Source organism: Eubacteriaceae bacterium ES3, assembly GCA_030586155.1.
Classification (GTDB): Bacteria; Bacillota; Clostridia; order Eubacteriales; family Eubacteriaceae; genus Acetobacterium.
Map to the genome: position 1 here is coordinate 364109 of CP130741.1, position 17007 is coordinate 381115.

Below are 17007 nucleotides of genomic sequence, written 5' to 3' on the forward strand. Positions count from 1 at the left end.
GGATTGCAGGAGAAAGAAGTACTGGGAAAAGTTTATGATATTCAGGGTTTTTCTGTACAAGATGGACCTGGTATCCGGACAACTGTGTTTTTAAAGGGATGTCCCCTTCGATGTCCCTGGTGTCACAGTCCGGAATCCCAATCGTTTGCCAGTGAACTGAGTTGGATGGCCATAAAATGTATTGGTGTTGAAAAGTGCGGCAGGTGTCTGGAGGCTTGTCCCAAGGGTGCTATTTCTCTGGGAGAGATGGAAAAAAATGCTGCAACAGATGAAGTGAATCAGAAAATTGTAATTGACCGATCGATTTGTGATGATTGCGGTGAATGTACAAAAGCCTGTTATCCGGGAGCTTTGTTTATGTGCGGAAAAGATTATACCGTTGAAGATTTGATTGAGAAGGTGAGTAAAGATATTCCCTTTTATAAGCAGTCTGGTGGTGGGGTGACTATTTCCGGCGGTGAGGCCCTTTCACAGCCGCAATTTACCCTGGAGGTGTTAAAAGGACTAAAAGAGAGAGAAATCCATACGGCATTGGATACTACTGGGTTTGCGGATATTAAACATCTGCAGGCTGTCATCCCTTATGTGGATTTGTTTTTGTATGATCTTAAAAATTCAGATGGAGACCTGCATAAGCGTGTAACCGGTGTTGCCAATGACCGGATCCTGGAGAATGCCCGTTGGATAGCAGAAAATGGCGGGAAAATGCAGATTAGAATACCGATTATTCCCGGTTTTAATGATTCAGAAGAAAACTTTCACAAAACTGGGGAATTTTGCCGATCGCTTGGAGAGGCAATATCAGTGATTCAGATTCTGCCCTACCATAATCTGGGTGTGACCAAGTATCAGAGAATCCGTACAACAGCACCAATTTTTGAGGTAAAGCCGCCATCCGATGAAAAAGTGGCAACTCTAAAAGCGCTGCTGGAAAGTTATGATTTAAATGTTATCGTGCATTAGTTAATTTAAAGGAGGACTTTTATGTATACTTTAAAACCTGTTTCTGATCGCGTTGCCGCGATGCGCGAAAAATATCGCGAAACTCAGCCGGAAATCTGCACAGAACGATATCGCTTGATCACCGATTTTTATATGGAGAATCCGGATATAATCGGGATCATGAAGCGAGCAAAAAATTTAAGAAACATCTGCGAAAACATTCCCGTCAGGATTGATGACGGTGAGGTAATTGTTGGCGCCCAGTCGGCAAAATATCGTGCCTGTGCTTTATATCCGGAAAATTCCGTTGATTGGCTGATTGATGAGGTTAACAGTCGTTTTATTTCAAGTAGAGATATCGACCCATATATACTTTCAGAAGAAGACCGGGAGTATATTTTAAGCACTGGCGATTTCTGGTTGAAGGAGTGTATGAGTGCTAAAACTGATGCCTACACCCCCGATGGATTTTTTGAACATTGCGGTAACGGAATCTCAATGTTTTGGGGAAAGGGACAGTCGATGTCTCCGGTTGGTCATTTTTGTGCCAATTACAATACCGCAATCAAAAAAGGTTTTGGGGCCATTAAAGCAGAAGCGCAGGGATATATTTCAGAAATAGAAGAAAATGGAATCTTCGGAAATGATATTGAACGCTATAATTTTTATCGTGCCGTTTCCATCGTCTGTGACGGGATGATCACTCTTTCCAGGCGTTATGCAAAACTTGCTCAGGAAAAAGCAGAGACTGAAACAGACCCGGTTCGAAAAAAAGAATTGGAGACTATGGCGGATACTCTTAACTGGGTGATGGATAAACCATGTAGAAACTTCCATGATGCTGTCCAGACACTATTTATGTATCAGACCTGTATGTGTCTTGATGCCTGTATGCACGGGATCAGCTTTGGTCGGATTGACCAGTATCTTGGTGACTTCTATGAGGCTGATATAGCTTCCGGACAAATTACACCAGAATATGCTCAGGAATTGATGGATCTCTTTTATCTGAAGGTGGCTGAAATGAACAAACCATGGAGTTATGGTGCGACCATGTCCAATCCCGGTTATAACAGCGGCCAGCTGATGACTCTAGGAGGCGTTAAAAGTGATGGGACAGATGCTTCAAATGCCGTCACTTACATGATGCTTCAAGCCTCTGGTCGTCTGGTTCTCCATGATCCGCCCCAGGCATTGCGTATTCATAAAGGGACACCAGCTGCACTTTGGGAAGCTGCTATTGAGACTACAAAAATATCTGGTGGGGTTCCCAGTATGGAGAATGACGATATTATCATTCCCAATCTTTTAAAACGCGGTATGGCTCTGGAAGATGCCAGAAACTATTGCCTGATCGGCTGTGTGGAGCCAGGTGGCTGTGGCGATGACTGGCCGGCCTGTGGCGGTACCGGAACAGAATCATACTGGAATATGGCCAATGCTTTGTGGCTGGCGATTAATGATGGTCATAATCCAGCGCCAGGTTTGTTTGGCGAACCGCCGCTGGAAAAAAGAGTAGGTTTACCGACTGGATACCTGTATGAAATGGAAACTTTTGATGAAGTTCTTGAAGCCTTTAAAAAGCAGACTAAATTCTTTGTTAAGTGGCATGCCAGCTGTACCAATTCCTTTGAGTATGTAGCCAGGGAAGTTTTGCCGCTGCCATCAGTTTCAGCAACCATGACTGGTTGTATGGAACAGGGCAAAGACGTTATGTGGGGCGGTGCAAAATATAATTCAACAGGAATTGCAGGTGTGGCGATTGGAAATGTGGCAGATTGCCTGGGTATTATCAAGTACATGGTATATGATAAAAAACGCTGTACTGCCCGTGAACTCTATGATGCCCTTATTGCCAACTGGGAAGGTTATGAAGAACTGCACCAGATAATTATGTATGAAGCACCTCACTATGGTAATGGTGATCCGGAGATTGATTACTTCGCTAGATGGGCTGCTGATGTTTTTGCTGATGAAGTCAATGCCTGTACAGGACCGCGAGGGAAGTACAATGCCGGACTGTATCCGGTAACCACTAATATTATCTTCGAGAAAATGACGGCAGCTACTCCTGACGGCCGCTATGCTGGTGAACCCCTGGCAGACGGAATTTCCCCGGTTCAGCAAATGGATCAAAACGGACCGACGGCAGTGCTTAATTCAGTGGCAAATATTGATCAGAGTAAATATGCAAACGGAACCTTGCTTAATATGAAATTCCATCCAAGTTCTCTGAAGGGGGATGAAGGCGTCCTCAAGATGACAAATCTGGTTAAAACATACTTTGATATGGGTGGGATGGAAATGCAGACCAATGTTGTCAGTGTTGAAACATTGAGAGATGCGCAGAAAAACCCTGAAGATTATAAGAATCTTGTTGTGCGTGTCGCTGGTTTTAGTGCCTATTTCGTAGAAATGTACATTGAAAGTCAGAACGATCTGATTAGAAGAACTGAATTGGGAATGTAATACTTTCTTTGTGATTTAACTAAAAGCATTGGGGAAAAAACTGATTTACAAAAACTGCGTATTATGTTATTATGACTTCAATCAGATAAACCTTTGATTGAAAAGAGTAGTCTTTGAAAGATGCGTCAGTGAGTTGCAGGCAGTGGGAATGCAATGGTAATCGCTAAGATGAATGGATTCATGAGGGTGAAAAGAAAGGCTTCGGCCAAGTAATGTTCAACGGGGTTTCCGTCCGTTATCCCAGGAAAACGTATGTTAGTACGTCATGAGAGGGTGCTTTTAGCACTAATTAAGGTGGTACCGCAGATATTTAACTTCTGTCCTTTGTATATATAAGGACAGGAGTTTTTATTTTTCGCGAAAAATGAAGCCGGGTGAAGGGTGTTGATGTGCTGAGTGGGAGAAAGCTCGCTTTCGGACGCTTAGTACATCAACACCCTTCAGCGGGCGAAGCCCGCGACGAGTCGGAGCGATAGCTACGACGAGTGCCCTGCAGAATGTAACTTCCCTGCAAGTTTAAGGCTTACAAGCCCGAGACAGTCGGAGCGATAGCAGTGATGTGTGCCGGAAAAATTTTGGGAGCGCAAAACGCCTGATGAGGAGCACACTCTTTTTTATAATTGCAAGAAAGGCAGAAAATGACATATAGTGTAAACATATCAAATTACCGGGTGGGAGAAAGTGCCTATGATCAAGTTGTTGAAATCTGCACTCCCTATGGGAAGAAAGTGGCAGTGGTCATTGGAAACTATGGTTACTATCAAGCCAAACCATATCTTCAGGAGGAGCTTGAAAACGCTTGTCTGGAGTTATCCGACCCCATCTATTACGGCGGTAACTGTACCTATGAAAACATTGAAAAGCTTAAACGGGAAGAATCAGTTATTCAAGCAGATATGATTTTTGCGGTGGGCGGTGGACGAGTGGTCGATACGGTCAAATTCCTGGGAGAACAGGTTAAAAAGCCTGTCTTTGCTTTCCCGACTATTGCATCAAATTGCTCGCCCTGTACCAGTGTATCGATTATGTATGATCAAAGTGGCGCTTTTATCAGACCGGAATTTTTAAAAGATCCGCCGGTCTGTGCTTTTATTCATACAGGGCTTTTAGCCAAGGCCCCAGTCAAATATTTATGGGCGGGACTTGGCGATACCTATGCAAAATATTATGAAGCTTCAATTTCCGCTCGAGGGGACCAATTGGGCCATCCCTTGAGTTTAGGCGTTCATATCAGTAGACAGTGCGCCGAGTCAGTGCTGATGCATGGTATTGGTGCTTTGAAAGCCAATGAGATGGGTGTGGTCAGTGATGATTTTGAACAGGCGGCACTAACTATAATTGTTACAACGGCCTGGGTTTCAATTCTTGTTACCTTATCCCATACACCGGATTATAACAGCGGCCTGGCACATGCTATTTACTATACATTAACGACAGTACCAGGGTTTGATGAGGAGAAGCATCTTCATGGCGAAATGGTTGCCTTTGGCGTTCTGGTTCTTTTACTTGTTGACGGTCAGGAAGAAGAATTCAAGCGAGTCTATGCATTTAATAAAGAAGCTAAACTGCCTTGCTGTTTAGCAGAGCTGGAATTGGATATGAAAACTATGGATAAATATCTTAACACGATCACAAAAATGGGGGATATTAGCCATAATCCATATAAAATTACAGTGGAAATGTTGAGCGAAGCATTTTTAAAACTTGAAGCAATGAATTAATTGGCTGTCTGCAGTTTGAAATAATATCATTATTTTGGGCTGTCAGATGTCTGTTAAATAAAAAAAGGAGAAGAAGAAAATGAAAAAAGGATTTAAAAAGTTATTGGCACTGGTCATGATGGCGACGATGGTTGTCTCACTGGCAGCTTGTTCATCATCAAGTGACACATCAGGCAGTGATGGTGAAGTTTTAAAAGTTGGTGTGATTCAGATGATTGAAAATGGAGCTTTCGATGATATGCGCGACGGCTTTATCGATGAACTTAGAGCTCAGGGCTATACTGAAGATCAAATGGAAATTGTCGTTAAAAATGCTCAGGGTGATGCATCTACTTTAAATACCATTGCTCAGGAAATGGCAGATGGAAGCTATGATTTGGTTGCGACAATTGCTACCCCGGCTTCACAGGCTTTTGTCAATATGAAGTCTGAGACCCCACAGGTCTTTATCACGGTATCTGATCCGATCAAGGCTGGGATCTTAACGACGATGGAAGAACCTGATCATAATGCTACAGGGACCTCAAATCCTATTCCAATTGCTGATATCATTGACCTGTCTGTTGAACTGACACCTGGTATTTCTACTTTCGGAATTATCTATAATACCAGTGAGGTCAACTCAGTAAGTACCGTCAATAAAGCCAAAGAGCTGATGGAAGCTGGTGGCTATGCGGTTGAAGAAGCCGTTGTTACAAACTCTTCTGAAGTACAGCAGGCGATTGAAAGTCTTCTGACTCAGGTTGATGCTGTATTTATTCCAAACGACAGTGTTATTCAAAATGCGATGCCAACTGTTGCCGAAGCCGCTAAAAATGCAGGCAAACCGGTATACGGAAGCTCAGCCGTAATGGTTGATTCAGGTGCCCTGGCAACTGTTGCTATTGGTGACCGGGCGATCGGAGCACAATCCGCTAAAATGGCAGTTGAAATCTTAAACGGTAAAACTCCGGCAGAGATTCCTGCTATCTATATGGAAGCAACCGATACAGTGATCAATCAGACAACCGCAACTGCGATTGGGGTAACCATTCCAGAAGCGATTGCATCAGAGGCAACGATTGTTGAATAATCAGATGGGCGATATATTCACCTTTCAGATTAAATTCAAAGAGAGTGACATGGACTGAGCACGACAATTGATCCTATACTTGTAGCTTTAGGACATTGGTTAGTGTGGCGTTTCAGACACTACAGGGCGATTTTCAATCGCCCTTTTACCATTTTATTAAGGAGCACACTATGACATTAATTCTTGGTTCTCTGCAGCTGGGTCTGATTTACAGCCTGCTGGCGATGGGGATCTATATCAGTTTTCGAATTCTGAATACGCCGGATCTAACGGCAGAAGGAAGCTTTACCCTGGGGATGGCGGTTATGACGGTTTTTGTCGTGGCCGGACATCCTTTTGTGGGTATTATCTTTGCCTTGTTGGCCGGTTCTCTGGCCGGACTGGTAACCGCACTCTTGCAGACAAAGCTGAGAATCCCGCCGATTCTAGCAGGGATTTTAACCATGACCGGTCTTTATACCATTAATCTGATGGTTATGGGGGGATCTTCCAATGTGACGCTTTTGGGAGTCAATTCAGTATTTGATCTGATTGCCGGCCAGCTGCCTTTTGCCTATAATATTTCTAAAATTGTGGTTTCAGTATTCATTGCACTGCTGATGATTTTTCTGATGGTGCTCTTTTTTAAGACGAACTGCGGCTTGTGTATCAGGGCGATTGGTGATAATGAAAAGATGGCCAGAGCTTCATCAATGAACGTGGATGGTTATAAGATGATTGGACTAATGGTCAGCAATGGACTGATTGCCCTGTGCGGTGGCCTGATTGCCTGTGATCAGGGTTATGCGGATATGACTTCAGGTTCGGGTATGCTGGTAGTTGGTTTGGCTGCAGTTATTATAGGAGAAGCCTTTATCAGACGGCGAACTATCCTGGCGGGCATGATCAGTTGCGTTCTGGGATCGATTGTCTATCGTTTTATTCTGGCAGCTGCTATCAGCACCCGAATTTTCCCGGCCTATGCTATGAAGCTTTTGTCAGCTGTGATTGTTACAATCGCTTTGGCTATCCCAGCTGTTCGTTATTACCGGGAAAACTATGAACTGAAAAAGAGGGATGATCATGCTGGAAATTAAAAATCTGAAAAAACATTTTAAAAAAGAAGGCGGTATCGAAAATCATATCCTTAAAGGACTTGATCTGAATATGGAAAAGGGCGAGTTTGTCACTGTTCTGGGAAATAACGGAGCTGGTAAATCGACGCTTTTCAACTTGATTTCCGGAACCATCCTCTCAAATGACGGCAGTATTATTCTTGATCAGATCGATATCACTTTTCTGCCAGAACACAAGCGGTCAAAATTTATCGGTCGGGTGTTCCAGAGTCCGATGATGGGAACGGCACCTAATCTGACAGTGGCAGAAAATATGGCGTTGGCCTATGGAAGACAGAAACGGAAAAATTTAAACTGGGCCCTGACTAAAGATTTAAAGAAGCTGTTTTATCAGAAACTAAAAGAATCGGATATGGGGCTGGAGAATAAGATGGACAGCCCAATGAAGGATTTATCTGGTGGCCAGTGCCAGGTTGTAGCACTGGTAATGTGTACCATTAATCCGCCTAAACTGCTTCTTCTGGATGAACATACTGCCGCCCTGGATCCCAAGACGGCAGTTGATGTTATGGAGTATACCCAGAAGATTGTTGAAGAAGGCGGTCTCACGGCACTGATGATCACACATGACCTGGAAGACGCTATTTCTTATGGAAGCCGCCTGATTATGATGGATGGTGGGGTGATTGCCCAGGATTTTTCGGGTGAGGAAAAGAAGAATCTGACGGTTGAAGGTCTTCGAACCCTTTATCATTTAAAGGAGTAAGATATGAGTGAAACAAAACATAAACTTCCGCCAGGAGCCATGCGGGAAGTACTGGAAAACCAACCTGATGTGAGTCTGGTCAGAATGACGGTTGTAGCTGGCACTAAACCGCCTGTTCATCGGCATCCCTACGCTCAGATCGATTATCTGTTAAAAGGAAGTGCAGAAATAAAAGTCGGTTCGGAAACCATGTGTCTAAAAGCAGGAGAATCCCTTTATATACCGGCCGATGTTGAACATGGTTTTTTGGTCTCTGAAGTGGAACAGGAATTCCTGGAGATGTTTGTACCAGGTCGTGAAGACCTATAGATTGAAACTAAAAAATGCTGATTGCTTTGTAGAATTGATTGGTACAAAACGCCGGTAATGGATTATTCCAGGATGAGTATTCGTAACCGGTGTTTTTTTGTGCCTGGAAAATTTCTGAAGATGAAGTAAAATAATGGTTAGGGTGTTAATGTAGAAACGATAAAAAACGGGATAATTTTAAATGGAAATTTCAAAAATACTTAAAAATCATAAATTTAATTTGACAGGACTTAAAAAAGTGATTAAAATAAATGTTGTTAGCACTCTTTCATTATGAGTGCTAATTCAAGTAATAACAGGAAGGAAAAAGTGATGCAAAAGAAAGAGTTTAAATCAGAATCAAAACGTTTAATGGATTTGATGGTGCATTCAATTTATACCCATAAAGAGATTTTTTTAAGAGAACTGATCTCTAACGCCTCGGATGCCATTGACAAAGTCTACTATAAAACCCTTACAGATACGGATAAAACATTTAATAAAGAAGATTATTATATTCGGATTACACCGGATAAAGACAAGCGTGTCCTGGTAGTTGAAGATACTGGAATTGGAATGAGTGAGCAGGAACTGGAAGATAATCTGGGTACGATTGCTAAGAGTGGCTCTCTTGATTTTAAAAAAGGCCAGGAAATGGATGAAGAATTCGATATCATCGGTCAGTTTGGAGTTGGTTTCTATTCGGCTTTTATGGTCGCAGACAAAGTAACAGTCGAAACAAAAGCAGTCGACTCAGAAACAGCCTACTGCTGGGTATCGGAAGGGACAGATGGCTATACAATCGAAACCTGTGAAAAGGAAAGTCACGGTACGCGGATTACCCTGCAGATTAAAGAGAATACCGAAGATAATGAGTATGATGAATATCTTGAAACTTATAAACTGCGACAGCTGGTTGAACATTACTCTAATTACATTCGTTACCCGATTAAGATGCTTTCCGAAAAATCCCGAATGAAGGAAGGGGCAGATCCGGAAAATCCCGAATATGAAACTTATCAGGAAGATGAAGTACTTAATTCCATGGTGCCGATCTGGCGAAAAAATAAAAACGAATTATCTGAAGAAGATTATCATAACTTCTATCATGATAAACGATTCGGTTATGAAGAACCACTTAAATATATGCACATGAATATCGAAGGGATGCTTAGTTATAAGGCTATTCTCTATATTCCAGGCAATGCCCCCTATGATTACTACACCAGAGAATATGAAAAGGGACTGGAACTCTTTTCTAACGGCGTTCTGATTATGGAAAAATGCGGGGAATTGTTGCCTGATTATTACAGCTTTGTTAAGGGGGTTGTGGATTCAGAAGATCTCTCTCTAAATATTTCTCGGGAAATGCTGCAGCAGGATCGTCAGTTGAAACTGATCAGCAAAAAAATTGATTCGAAAATTTCCGAAGAACTAAAAAGTATGCTGGAAAATGATCGCGAAAAATACGAAAAATTCTTCGATGCCTTTGGCAACCAACTAAAAGTAGGAACTTATGATAACTGGGGACAGAATAAGGAAAAACTTCAGGACTTTCTGCTCTTCTACTCTTCAAAAGAAGAAAAACTGGTCACTTTAAAGGAATATACTGATCGAATGCCTGAGGACCAAAAATATATTTACTATGCTTCAGGACTTTCCGTAGAATCGCTGGACAAGTTACCACAAGTTTCAATTATTAAGGATAAAGGCTTTGAACTTTTATATCTGACTGATAATATTGATGAGTTTGTTATTCAGATGATTCGGACTTATGCGGATAAAGAATTCAGAAATGTATCTAGTGATGATCTGGGTCTCGATGAATCAGAAGAGAGTAAAGAAGAACAGACATTGACTCAAGACGAAGAAAAAATGATGGAAGAGATGAAAGGTTTAATTGGTGAAGAAGTGGTCAAAGTAAAAACCACCTCTCATTTAAAAGAAGATCTGGCTTATCTGTCAACTGAGGGAGATTTATCCATCGAAATGGAAAAAACTCTCAACGTTATGGGAACTGGAGAAAAGGCTAAAGCCAAAAAAGTACTGGAAATCAATAAAAATCATCCTGTTTATGAAAAAATCAAAGAATTTTATGGTCAGGATGAGGAACAGTTTAAACTATATACCCAGGTGCTCTACGATCAGGCAAGACTGATTGCTGGTTTGCCTATTGAAGATGTGGTAGCCTTCACCCAGAATATCAGTAAACTGATGTAAATAAAAAGCCCCTGCTTTTGCAGGGGCTTTCCTTATATTTCAAGTTGACGTGGGTAGTAAAAGACTTCTTCCATTGGCAGAAAGGTATAGCCTTCGGCGCTGAGTGTCTCAATTACTGCAGGTAGGGCTGCCCTGGTATTTTCTTTAAGTTCAGCATGGCAGAGAACCACTGAGACATCATGTTGATGACAGTCGTCAATAATATTTTGAGCGATGATGGCAGATTCAGGTACAGAAGAAGAGCCATCGCCAGCGACTACATTCCAGTCGGCATAATTATAATCGGCATCAAGTATAGCCTGAACACAGGATTCATTGGCATTAGCGGAACCGCCGGGAAAGCGGAATATTTTTGGGGGTTCAACACCAGTCAGTTCAATCTGATAATCGCGCAGGGTCTGAACATCGCCTAAGAAAGTTGTTGGATCGTTGTAGAACTCGTAATTATGACTGCTGGTATGATTAGCCAGCGTATGTCCATCGGCAACGATTCGCCGATAACAATCGGCAGCGTAATCGCCTTTTCGGTGGTTAGTGAAAAAAGTTCCTTTAATGTTGTATGTAGACAACAAATCGAGAACTTCGTAAGTATAAGTGCTGGGACCATCGTCGAAGGTCAGAAATACGACTTTCAGTCCATCGGTGTCATTGCTTAGTAAGCGTGTTTTTATATCCGCATAGGGATCGCCGTCAGATGAGTCTGTAATTGGCGCAGTTGTTATGTTTGAACTGCTATCTTGGCTTGTAGGTTGAGTGGTTGCTGGTTGCACGTCGACTGGGGCTATCTCATTTTGATTGGAATTATTTTGGCTATTATGTGAGTTGATATCAGATGCAGCTAGTAGACGTTCATCGGAATTCGAAGGGTAATTAGACTCGGAGGCGGAAACGATACGGGAAATGGCAAAAGAACCGCCAATTATTGTAGCAGAAAGAACTACCAGACAAGTCAAGGTGTAAGTGATAAACTGTTTCCATGATTTGATTTTGAGTTTCTTGTATTTTTTCATTTTATCCTCTAAAGTGAAATTAACAAGCAGGATGATCAGTGAAAAAGCATTTGTTAATATTAGTCTATCAGAGAAGAAGGACAAGGCACAAGAACTTTTTTTATTTTATGATGATCAGATTTAATAAGACAAACAAAAACGGTTGTAAGCGGTTAAAGGAAATGAATTTTAATAAATAATCAGAATTTGTAGTGAAGGATTAAAAAAGGCAGTTGAAAAGTTTTTCGACTTAAACTATAATAGAGAGTAAGAAAAGCAATGACAAAGGTGTTACATTGAATTGAAATGTAACACCTTTTTTTCGTGGAAAATAAGGGAGTAGCGGGTTAGATGTTTTTTCGAGACTTTCCAAAGTTTCTATCAAGGGCAGTTTATAGCTAAATAACTTGTAATAGCTGAGAACCAAACTAAGTTTTACGTGATGGTAAAAATTGGCTTATGTATAAATAAAGAATAATTTTGATACAGATAAAAAATTCTGTATATTGCATAAAAAATGCAAACAAGCGAGGTTACGGTGGAATTACTTTTTTCATATGGAACATTAAGAGATGAATATGTACAAAAAAAAATATTTGGAAAGAAAATACCCTCGAAGTCGGGTAAGCTTAGTGATTATCAGGTTAAAATGGATGCAGATGGCTTTTTTAATCTTGTGCCGGGTAATCAGTGCGTTTATGGCCGGGTGCTTCAGCTAACCAGTGAAGAACTGCTTCGTGCCGATCAATGGGAAGAGGTGCCGGTATATGAAAGGGAAAAAATCCAGGTCGAGATGGATGGAGAATCGGTAGAAGCGTGGTTTTATGAACGAAAAAGAGTTCGAGAAGAAAAGGCTGTCAGAAAAAATGATATTAATTCAGGCCTTAAAAAAGAAAATCTTGATGAGCTTTTAGAGGCCTTTTGTAAAGTGCGGGATTTAAACCTTCCGGCAGGGGATGTCATTTTACGGTTTGAAGCCCGAAAATTACCGCCTAATAAATTGAAACAGTTGAAGAAACGTTTGTTTGGCGAAGTTGAAGAACAACAGCAAAATCAATTAGATTATAGTTATCTTGGAGAGCTTTCTGTTAATTTAAAAAACTACCCTTTACGTCATGATGTTTATTGGATGGGGCATGATGCGTTTTGTGGAGAAGTTCTGGTTGCTACTGGTATGACGATGGTGCATCCGGAACGGATACAGGAAAAACTTAAAAATCTGTTGCCGGAGTTTTTAATGGACAGGGATATTGAGCTCAAAGAAGGGTTTAGAGGTCATTTGTTTACGGAGAAACCGCTGAATAAACATCGGCATTATAGAATAGTTGTATTTCCAGAATGGTTTGAAGAAACCTATACCAATCGCTTTGAGAAAGAGATGGAACTGATAAAGATTGAATCAGAAATTGAAAGCGGAGCATAAAAACAGTAAGCACAGTTAAAATAGAAATTTTTATTACCGTCCGTTGAATTCAACGGACAGCAATAATTTATTTTTTTAAGATATCTAAAATAAATTGATTATTGAAAGTATTCGTGTTATGATATATAAGTACTTAAATATGTAGTAAATTAGTAACAGCTTTATTTTTAATCGATACTTATGTTTTAACGTATTATCCTGATTTGAAATGTATTGTTATCAGTTTTACTGGATTTAGGGAAACAAAAATTAGGAGGTACGCACATGAGTGGTACAGTAAAATGGTTTAATTCTGAAAAAGGTTATGGATTTATTACAGGAGAAGATGGAAACGATGTTTTCGCACATTTCTCACAGATCCAGTCTAATGGATTCAAAACTCTAGAAGAAGGTCAGGAAGTAACATTTGATGTTGTTCAGGGCCAAAAAGGACCACAAGCTGAAAATATTCAACTTGTAAAATAATTTATGCAAATAAGATAGTGTAAATCAGACAGGTTATGAGTTCAAGTTTTTTGAATTTGTAGCCTGTTATTTTTATGGGATTTTACAGACCAGGTATTAGAAAAAAGCTCAAGGGATTTAACTCTTTGTAAATTGATATATGGTTGAAGAAAAAACGAAAAAAATCAATTGACAAATTAAACAGAATAGATTACGATATGTAAAGGAATTCAAACATAGGACGTTATCCGTACTTCGTATGTTTTATTTTTAACATCAAACGTAGGATGACCGATGCAAGGAGGCGTTATGAATCAGATGGTTGGATTTATCGGATTAGGGATTATGGGGAAACCTATGGCAAAAAATCTGCTGAACAAGGGTGTTGCGCTAATGGTAAATGATCTTGATAAAGTGGCTGTGGTGGAACTCACTGAGCTTGGAGCATTGTCGGGTTCATTAAATGAAATCGGTGAGAAATGTTCAGTAGTTTTCACCATTCTACCCAATGGGGCAATTGTTCAGAAGGTTCTGTTTGGTGCTGGTGGTGTTGCAGAAACCATTAAAGAAGATAGTATTGTAATTGATATGAGTTCAGTTACGCCGGTAGAGTCACATACCTGTGCTGACAAGCTTAAGGAAAAGCGTGTTTCGTTTCTCGATGCTCCAGTTAGCGGTGGGGAGCCAAAAGCGATAGATGGCACATTAGCCTTTATGGTCGGTGGGGAACAGAATACTTTTGATTCAATCATGCCATATTTTGAGAAAATGGGTGCCAGCGCTCTTTTGGTTGGTGGAACTGGTAGTGGGTCTGTGACTAAGCTTGCTAATCAGGTAATCGTCAATCTGAATATTGCAGCTGTTTCAGAGGCTTTGGTAATGGCTACTAAAGCAGGAGCAGATCCGGAACTGGTTTATCAGGCGATACGCGGTGGCTTGGCTGGAAGTACGGTGTTGGATGCCAAGGCGCCACTGATGATTGAGCGTAAATTTGCCCCCGGCGGTAAGATTTCCATCAACTTGAAAGACATTAAAAATGTAATGGCGACAGCCCATGCCATTGATGTACCAATGCCAATGAGCAGCCAATTACTGGAAATCATGCAGGCCTTAAAAGTAGATGGTCATATTGATGATGATCATGGTGGAATTGTCCAGTATTTTGAAAAAATGGCTAGAGTAGAAGTTCGAAGAAAAGAGGAAAACAGATGAATGAACCCCGGCAAAATGTTTCCTTGCTCACTTCATTCCCGGAAGTTGATGACAAATGGGTTGATAAACACTTGTTAAAGGCTTTAGAAGGCTTGAATCACAAGATCGTCGTACTGGATGATGATCCCACTGGTGTCCAAACTGTTCATGATGTATCTGTATATACGGATTGGGAACCAGAAAGCATCAAAAAAGGATTTGCTGAAGAAAAAACGATTTTTTTCATATTGACCAACTCTCGGGGATTGACTGCTGAAGAAACAAAAATAGTTCATGAGCAGATTGCCAAACGCGTGGTTGCCGAATCGCAAAAATCGGGTAAGCCGTTTATCTTAATCAGCCGCAGCGACTCCACTTTAAGAGGGCATTATCCGTTGGAGACGGAAGTTTTGAGAAGTGTAATTGAGAACGACTCTAATACTGAAATTGACGGTGAAATAATTTTTCCCTTCTTCAAAGAAGGTGGAAGGTTTACCATCAACAATATTCACTATGTTCAGGAAGGTAAGGAGCTGCTTCCGGCAGCAGAAACAGAATTTGCCAAAGACAAAACCTTTGGCTATACTAAATCACATCTGGGTGAATGGTGCGAGGAAAAAACAAATGGAAACTACAAGGCGACTGACGTAACTTATTTAAGCCTGGATGACTTGCGTGGTTTGAAAATTGATGGAATTGTTGATCAGCTGATGGGGGCATCTGGTTTTAATAAGATTGTGGTTAACGCAATTGACTATGTAGATGTAAAAATATTTGTAATTGCTTTGGTTAAAGCGATCGAAAAAGGTAAGACATTTATTTTCCGATCGGCAGCGGCGGTCACAAAAGTATTGGGTGGAGTTCCTGACAAAGCTTTATTAACTCATGATGAATTGATTTTATCGGAGAATAAGAATGGTGGGATTGTAATTGTAGGATCTCATGTCAATAAAACAACTCAACAGCTTAATACCTTGCAATCAGGCAATCTGCCAATGACATTTATTGAATTCAATCAGCATCGAGTGCTTGAAAAGAATGGGCTTAATGAAGAAGTGGAGCGGGTGATCGCTTTAGTTGAGGAGAAAATAAAAAAAGGGGAGTCGGTGGCTGTCTATACCAGAAGAGAACGATTTGATCTGGATACTGATGATAAAGAAGCACAGTTAAGAATTTCTGTCGAAATTTCCGATGCGGTGACAAGTATTATTGGGAAACTTTCAATCCGCCCCAATTTTATTATTGCCAAAGGTGGAATCACTTCCAGTGATATTGGAACGAAAGCTCTTCGCGTTAAAAAGGCCAGGGTAATGGGTCAGATAAGACCTGGAATTCCGGTTTGGATGACAGGTGAAGAAAGCCTGTTTCCCGGACTTCCCTATGTTATTTTTCCAGGTAACGTGGGAACTGAAACGACCCTTTTAGAAGCGGTAGAAATTCTGATGGGGAAAGACAATGCTGACTGATTTAAAAACTGTATTAAAATATAAACATAGGGCTGTAGCCGCCTTTAATGTTTATAATGCAGAGACTGTTCTTTCTGTTTTTCAGGTTGCGGTTCAGGAAGAAAAACCGGTTATTTTTTCTTTCGGTGAATCCTATATGAGTTTGATGCCGATAGGAATGATCGGGAAAATGGTTCGTTTTCTGGCAGAGTCTTCACCAATACCAATGGCTCTGCATCTGGATCATGCCAAGAGTCTGGAAAGTATCCATCAAGCGGTCAATTCTGGGTTTACTTCTGTGATGTTTGATGGGTCCTCCCTATCTTTGGAAGATAATATCCGCAAGACACAGGAAGTTGTTAAAATAGTAGCATCGTGTGACGTCAGTGTTGAAGGAGAACTGGGTTATTTAAACCCTGAAGATGGTTCGTATGGGCAGACCCAGGCCACTAATCCTGAGCACGCTTACAAATTTATTAGTGAGACTGGTGTGGATGCTTTGGCAATCGCCATTGGAAATGCCCATGGTGTTTATCGAGGTGTCCCCAAGCTTGATTTTGCGGCACTTAAAAAAATTAAAGAACAAGCAAGTGTACCACTGGTTTTACATGGGGCATCAGGAATCCCTGATGATCAGTTGAAAAAAGCAATTGAACTGGGGATTCAAAAGATTAATTTCAATACGGAAATAGCTTTAGGTGTCGTTGCAGCGATTAAAGACCAGATTAATGGGACATCTGCTTTAATGAGATATGAAAAAGTAATTGAGAATTCAATACAAAGTATGCATGGAATGATGCAGAATATTGTTAGAAAAATTTCTTAAAAGAATAATAAAGAATTCGGGTGAAATATATTTTGCCCGAAAAAGTCAAGTTTAATGAAAACGTTAAAATCAAAATAGTTTTATAAATTTGATGCAGGTAAACAGCCATGACTATAAATTTATAAACATTTTTGAAATTATAAGATGAGGTGAAAG

General features: G+C 40.7%; 14 protein-coding genes and 1 other annotated feature. Of the genes, 13 read left to right on the forward strand and 1 reads right to left on the reverse strand.

Annotated features, from left to right (window positions below; all coding sequences use genetic code 11):
- Positions 1-3: 3 nt before the first annotated feature.
- The 8 genes from Q5O24_01605 to htpG all read left to right on the forward strand — a co-directional run bounded on the left by Q5O24_01605 (position 4) and on the right by htpG (position 10533).
- Positions 4-963, forward strand: a complete 960-nt coding sequence (locus tag Q5O24_01605) for a glycyl-radical enzyme activating protein (GenBank protein WKY48051.1) — start codon at positions 4-6, stop codon at positions 961-963.
- Between the two features lie 21 nt (positions 964-984).
- Positions 985-3411: a pyruvate formate lyase family protein gene (locus tag Q5O24_01610; protein WKY48052.1), complete on the forward strand. Its 2427-nt coding sequence runs from the start codon at positions 985-987 to the stop codon at positions 3409-3411.
- Between the two features lie 84 nt (positions 3412-3495).
- Positions 3496-3739 (forward strand) — a binding site (T-box leader).
- A gap of 310 nt (positions 3740-4049) precedes the next feature.
- Positions 4050-5132, forward strand: a complete 1083-nt coding sequence (locus Q5O24_01615) for an iron-containing alcohol dehydrogenase family protein (protein ID WKY48053.1) — start codon at positions 4050-4052, stop codon at positions 5130-5132.
- 79 nt (positions 5133-5211) lie between these two features.
- Positions 5212-6204, forward strand: a complete 993-nt coding sequence (locus tag Q5O24_01620) for an ABC transporter substrate-binding protein (protein ID WKY48054.1) — start codon at positions 5212-5214, stop codon at positions 6202-6204.
- Between the two features lie 170 nt (positions 6205-6374).
- Positions 6375-7280, forward strand: coding sequence for an ABC transporter permease (locus Q5O24_01625; GenBank protein WKY48055.1), 906 nt, complete (start codon positions 6375-6377; stop codon positions 7278-7280).
- Positions 7267-8025, forward strand: coding sequence for an ATP-binding cassette domain-containing protein (locus Q5O24_01630; GenBank protein ID WKY48056.1), 759 nt, complete (start codon positions 7267-7269; stop codon positions 8023-8025). Before Q5O24_01625 ends, Q5O24_01630 begins: the two co-directional genes overlap by 14 nt.
- A gap of 3 nt (positions 8026-8028) precedes the next feature.
- The gene (locus Q5O24_01635; protein WKY48057.1) at positions 8029-8334 is read left to right on the forward strand and encodes a cupin domain-containing protein; all 306 of its coding nucleotides are present in this window, start codon (positions 8029-8031) and stop codon (positions 8332-8334) included.
- Between the two features lie 312 nt (positions 8335-8646).
- The gene (gene htpG / locus Q5O24_01640; protein ID WKY48058.1) at positions 8647-10533 is read left to right on the forward strand and encodes a molecular chaperone HtpG; all 1887 of its coding nucleotides are present in this window, start codon (positions 8647-8649) and stop codon (positions 10531-10533) included.
- 32 nt (positions 10534-10565) lie between these two features.
- On the opposite strand, the gene Q5O24_01645 is transcribed toward htpG, so the two are convergent.
- Complete coding sequence (locus Q5O24_01645) at positions 10566-11303, reverse strand: polysaccharide deacetylase family protein (GenBank protein WKY48059.1); 738 nt, start codon at positions 11301-11303, stop codon at positions 10566-10568.
- A gap of 736 nt (positions 11304-12039) precedes the next feature.
- Here Q5O24_01645 and Q5O24_01650 point away from each other — a divergent pair.
- The 5 genes from Q5O24_01650 (at position 12040) to Q5O24_01670 (ending at position 16851) form a co-directional block, all read left to right on the forward strand.
- The gene (locus tag Q5O24_01650; protein WKY48060.1) at positions 12040-12945 is read left to right on the forward strand and encodes a gamma-glutamylcyclotransferase family protein; all 906 of its coding nucleotides are present in this window, start codon (positions 12040-12042) and stop codon (positions 12943-12945) included.
- A 264-nt stretch (positions 12946-13209) separates the two neighbouring features.
- Positions 13210-13410, forward strand: coding sequence for a cold-shock protein (locus Q5O24_01655; GenBank protein WKY48061.1), 201 nt, complete (start codon positions 13210-13212; stop codon positions 13408-13410).
- A 288-nt stretch (positions 13411-13698) separates the two neighbouring features.
- Positions 13699-14601 carry a 2-hydroxy-3-oxopropionate reductase gene (gene garR, locus Q5O24_01660; protein ID WKY48062.1) on the forward strand — a complete coding sequence of 301 codons (903 nt, stop codon included), beginning with the start codon at positions 13699-13701 and terminating at the stop codon, positions 14599-14601.
- Positions 14598-16046: a four-carbon acid sugar kinase family protein gene (locus tag Q5O24_01665; GenBank protein ID WKY48063.1), complete on the forward strand. Its 1449-nt coding sequence runs from the start codon at positions 14598-14600 to the stop codon at positions 16044-16046. Before garR ends, Q5O24_01665 begins: the two co-directional genes overlap by 4 nt.
- Positions 16036-16851, forward strand: a complete 816-nt coding sequence (locus Q5O24_01670) for a class II fructose-bisphosphate aldolase (protein ID WKY48064.1) — start codon at positions 16036-16038, stop codon at positions 16849-16851. Before Q5O24_01665 ends, Q5O24_01670 begins: the two co-directional genes overlap by 11 nt.
- Positions 16852-17007 lie beyond the last annotated feature (156 nt).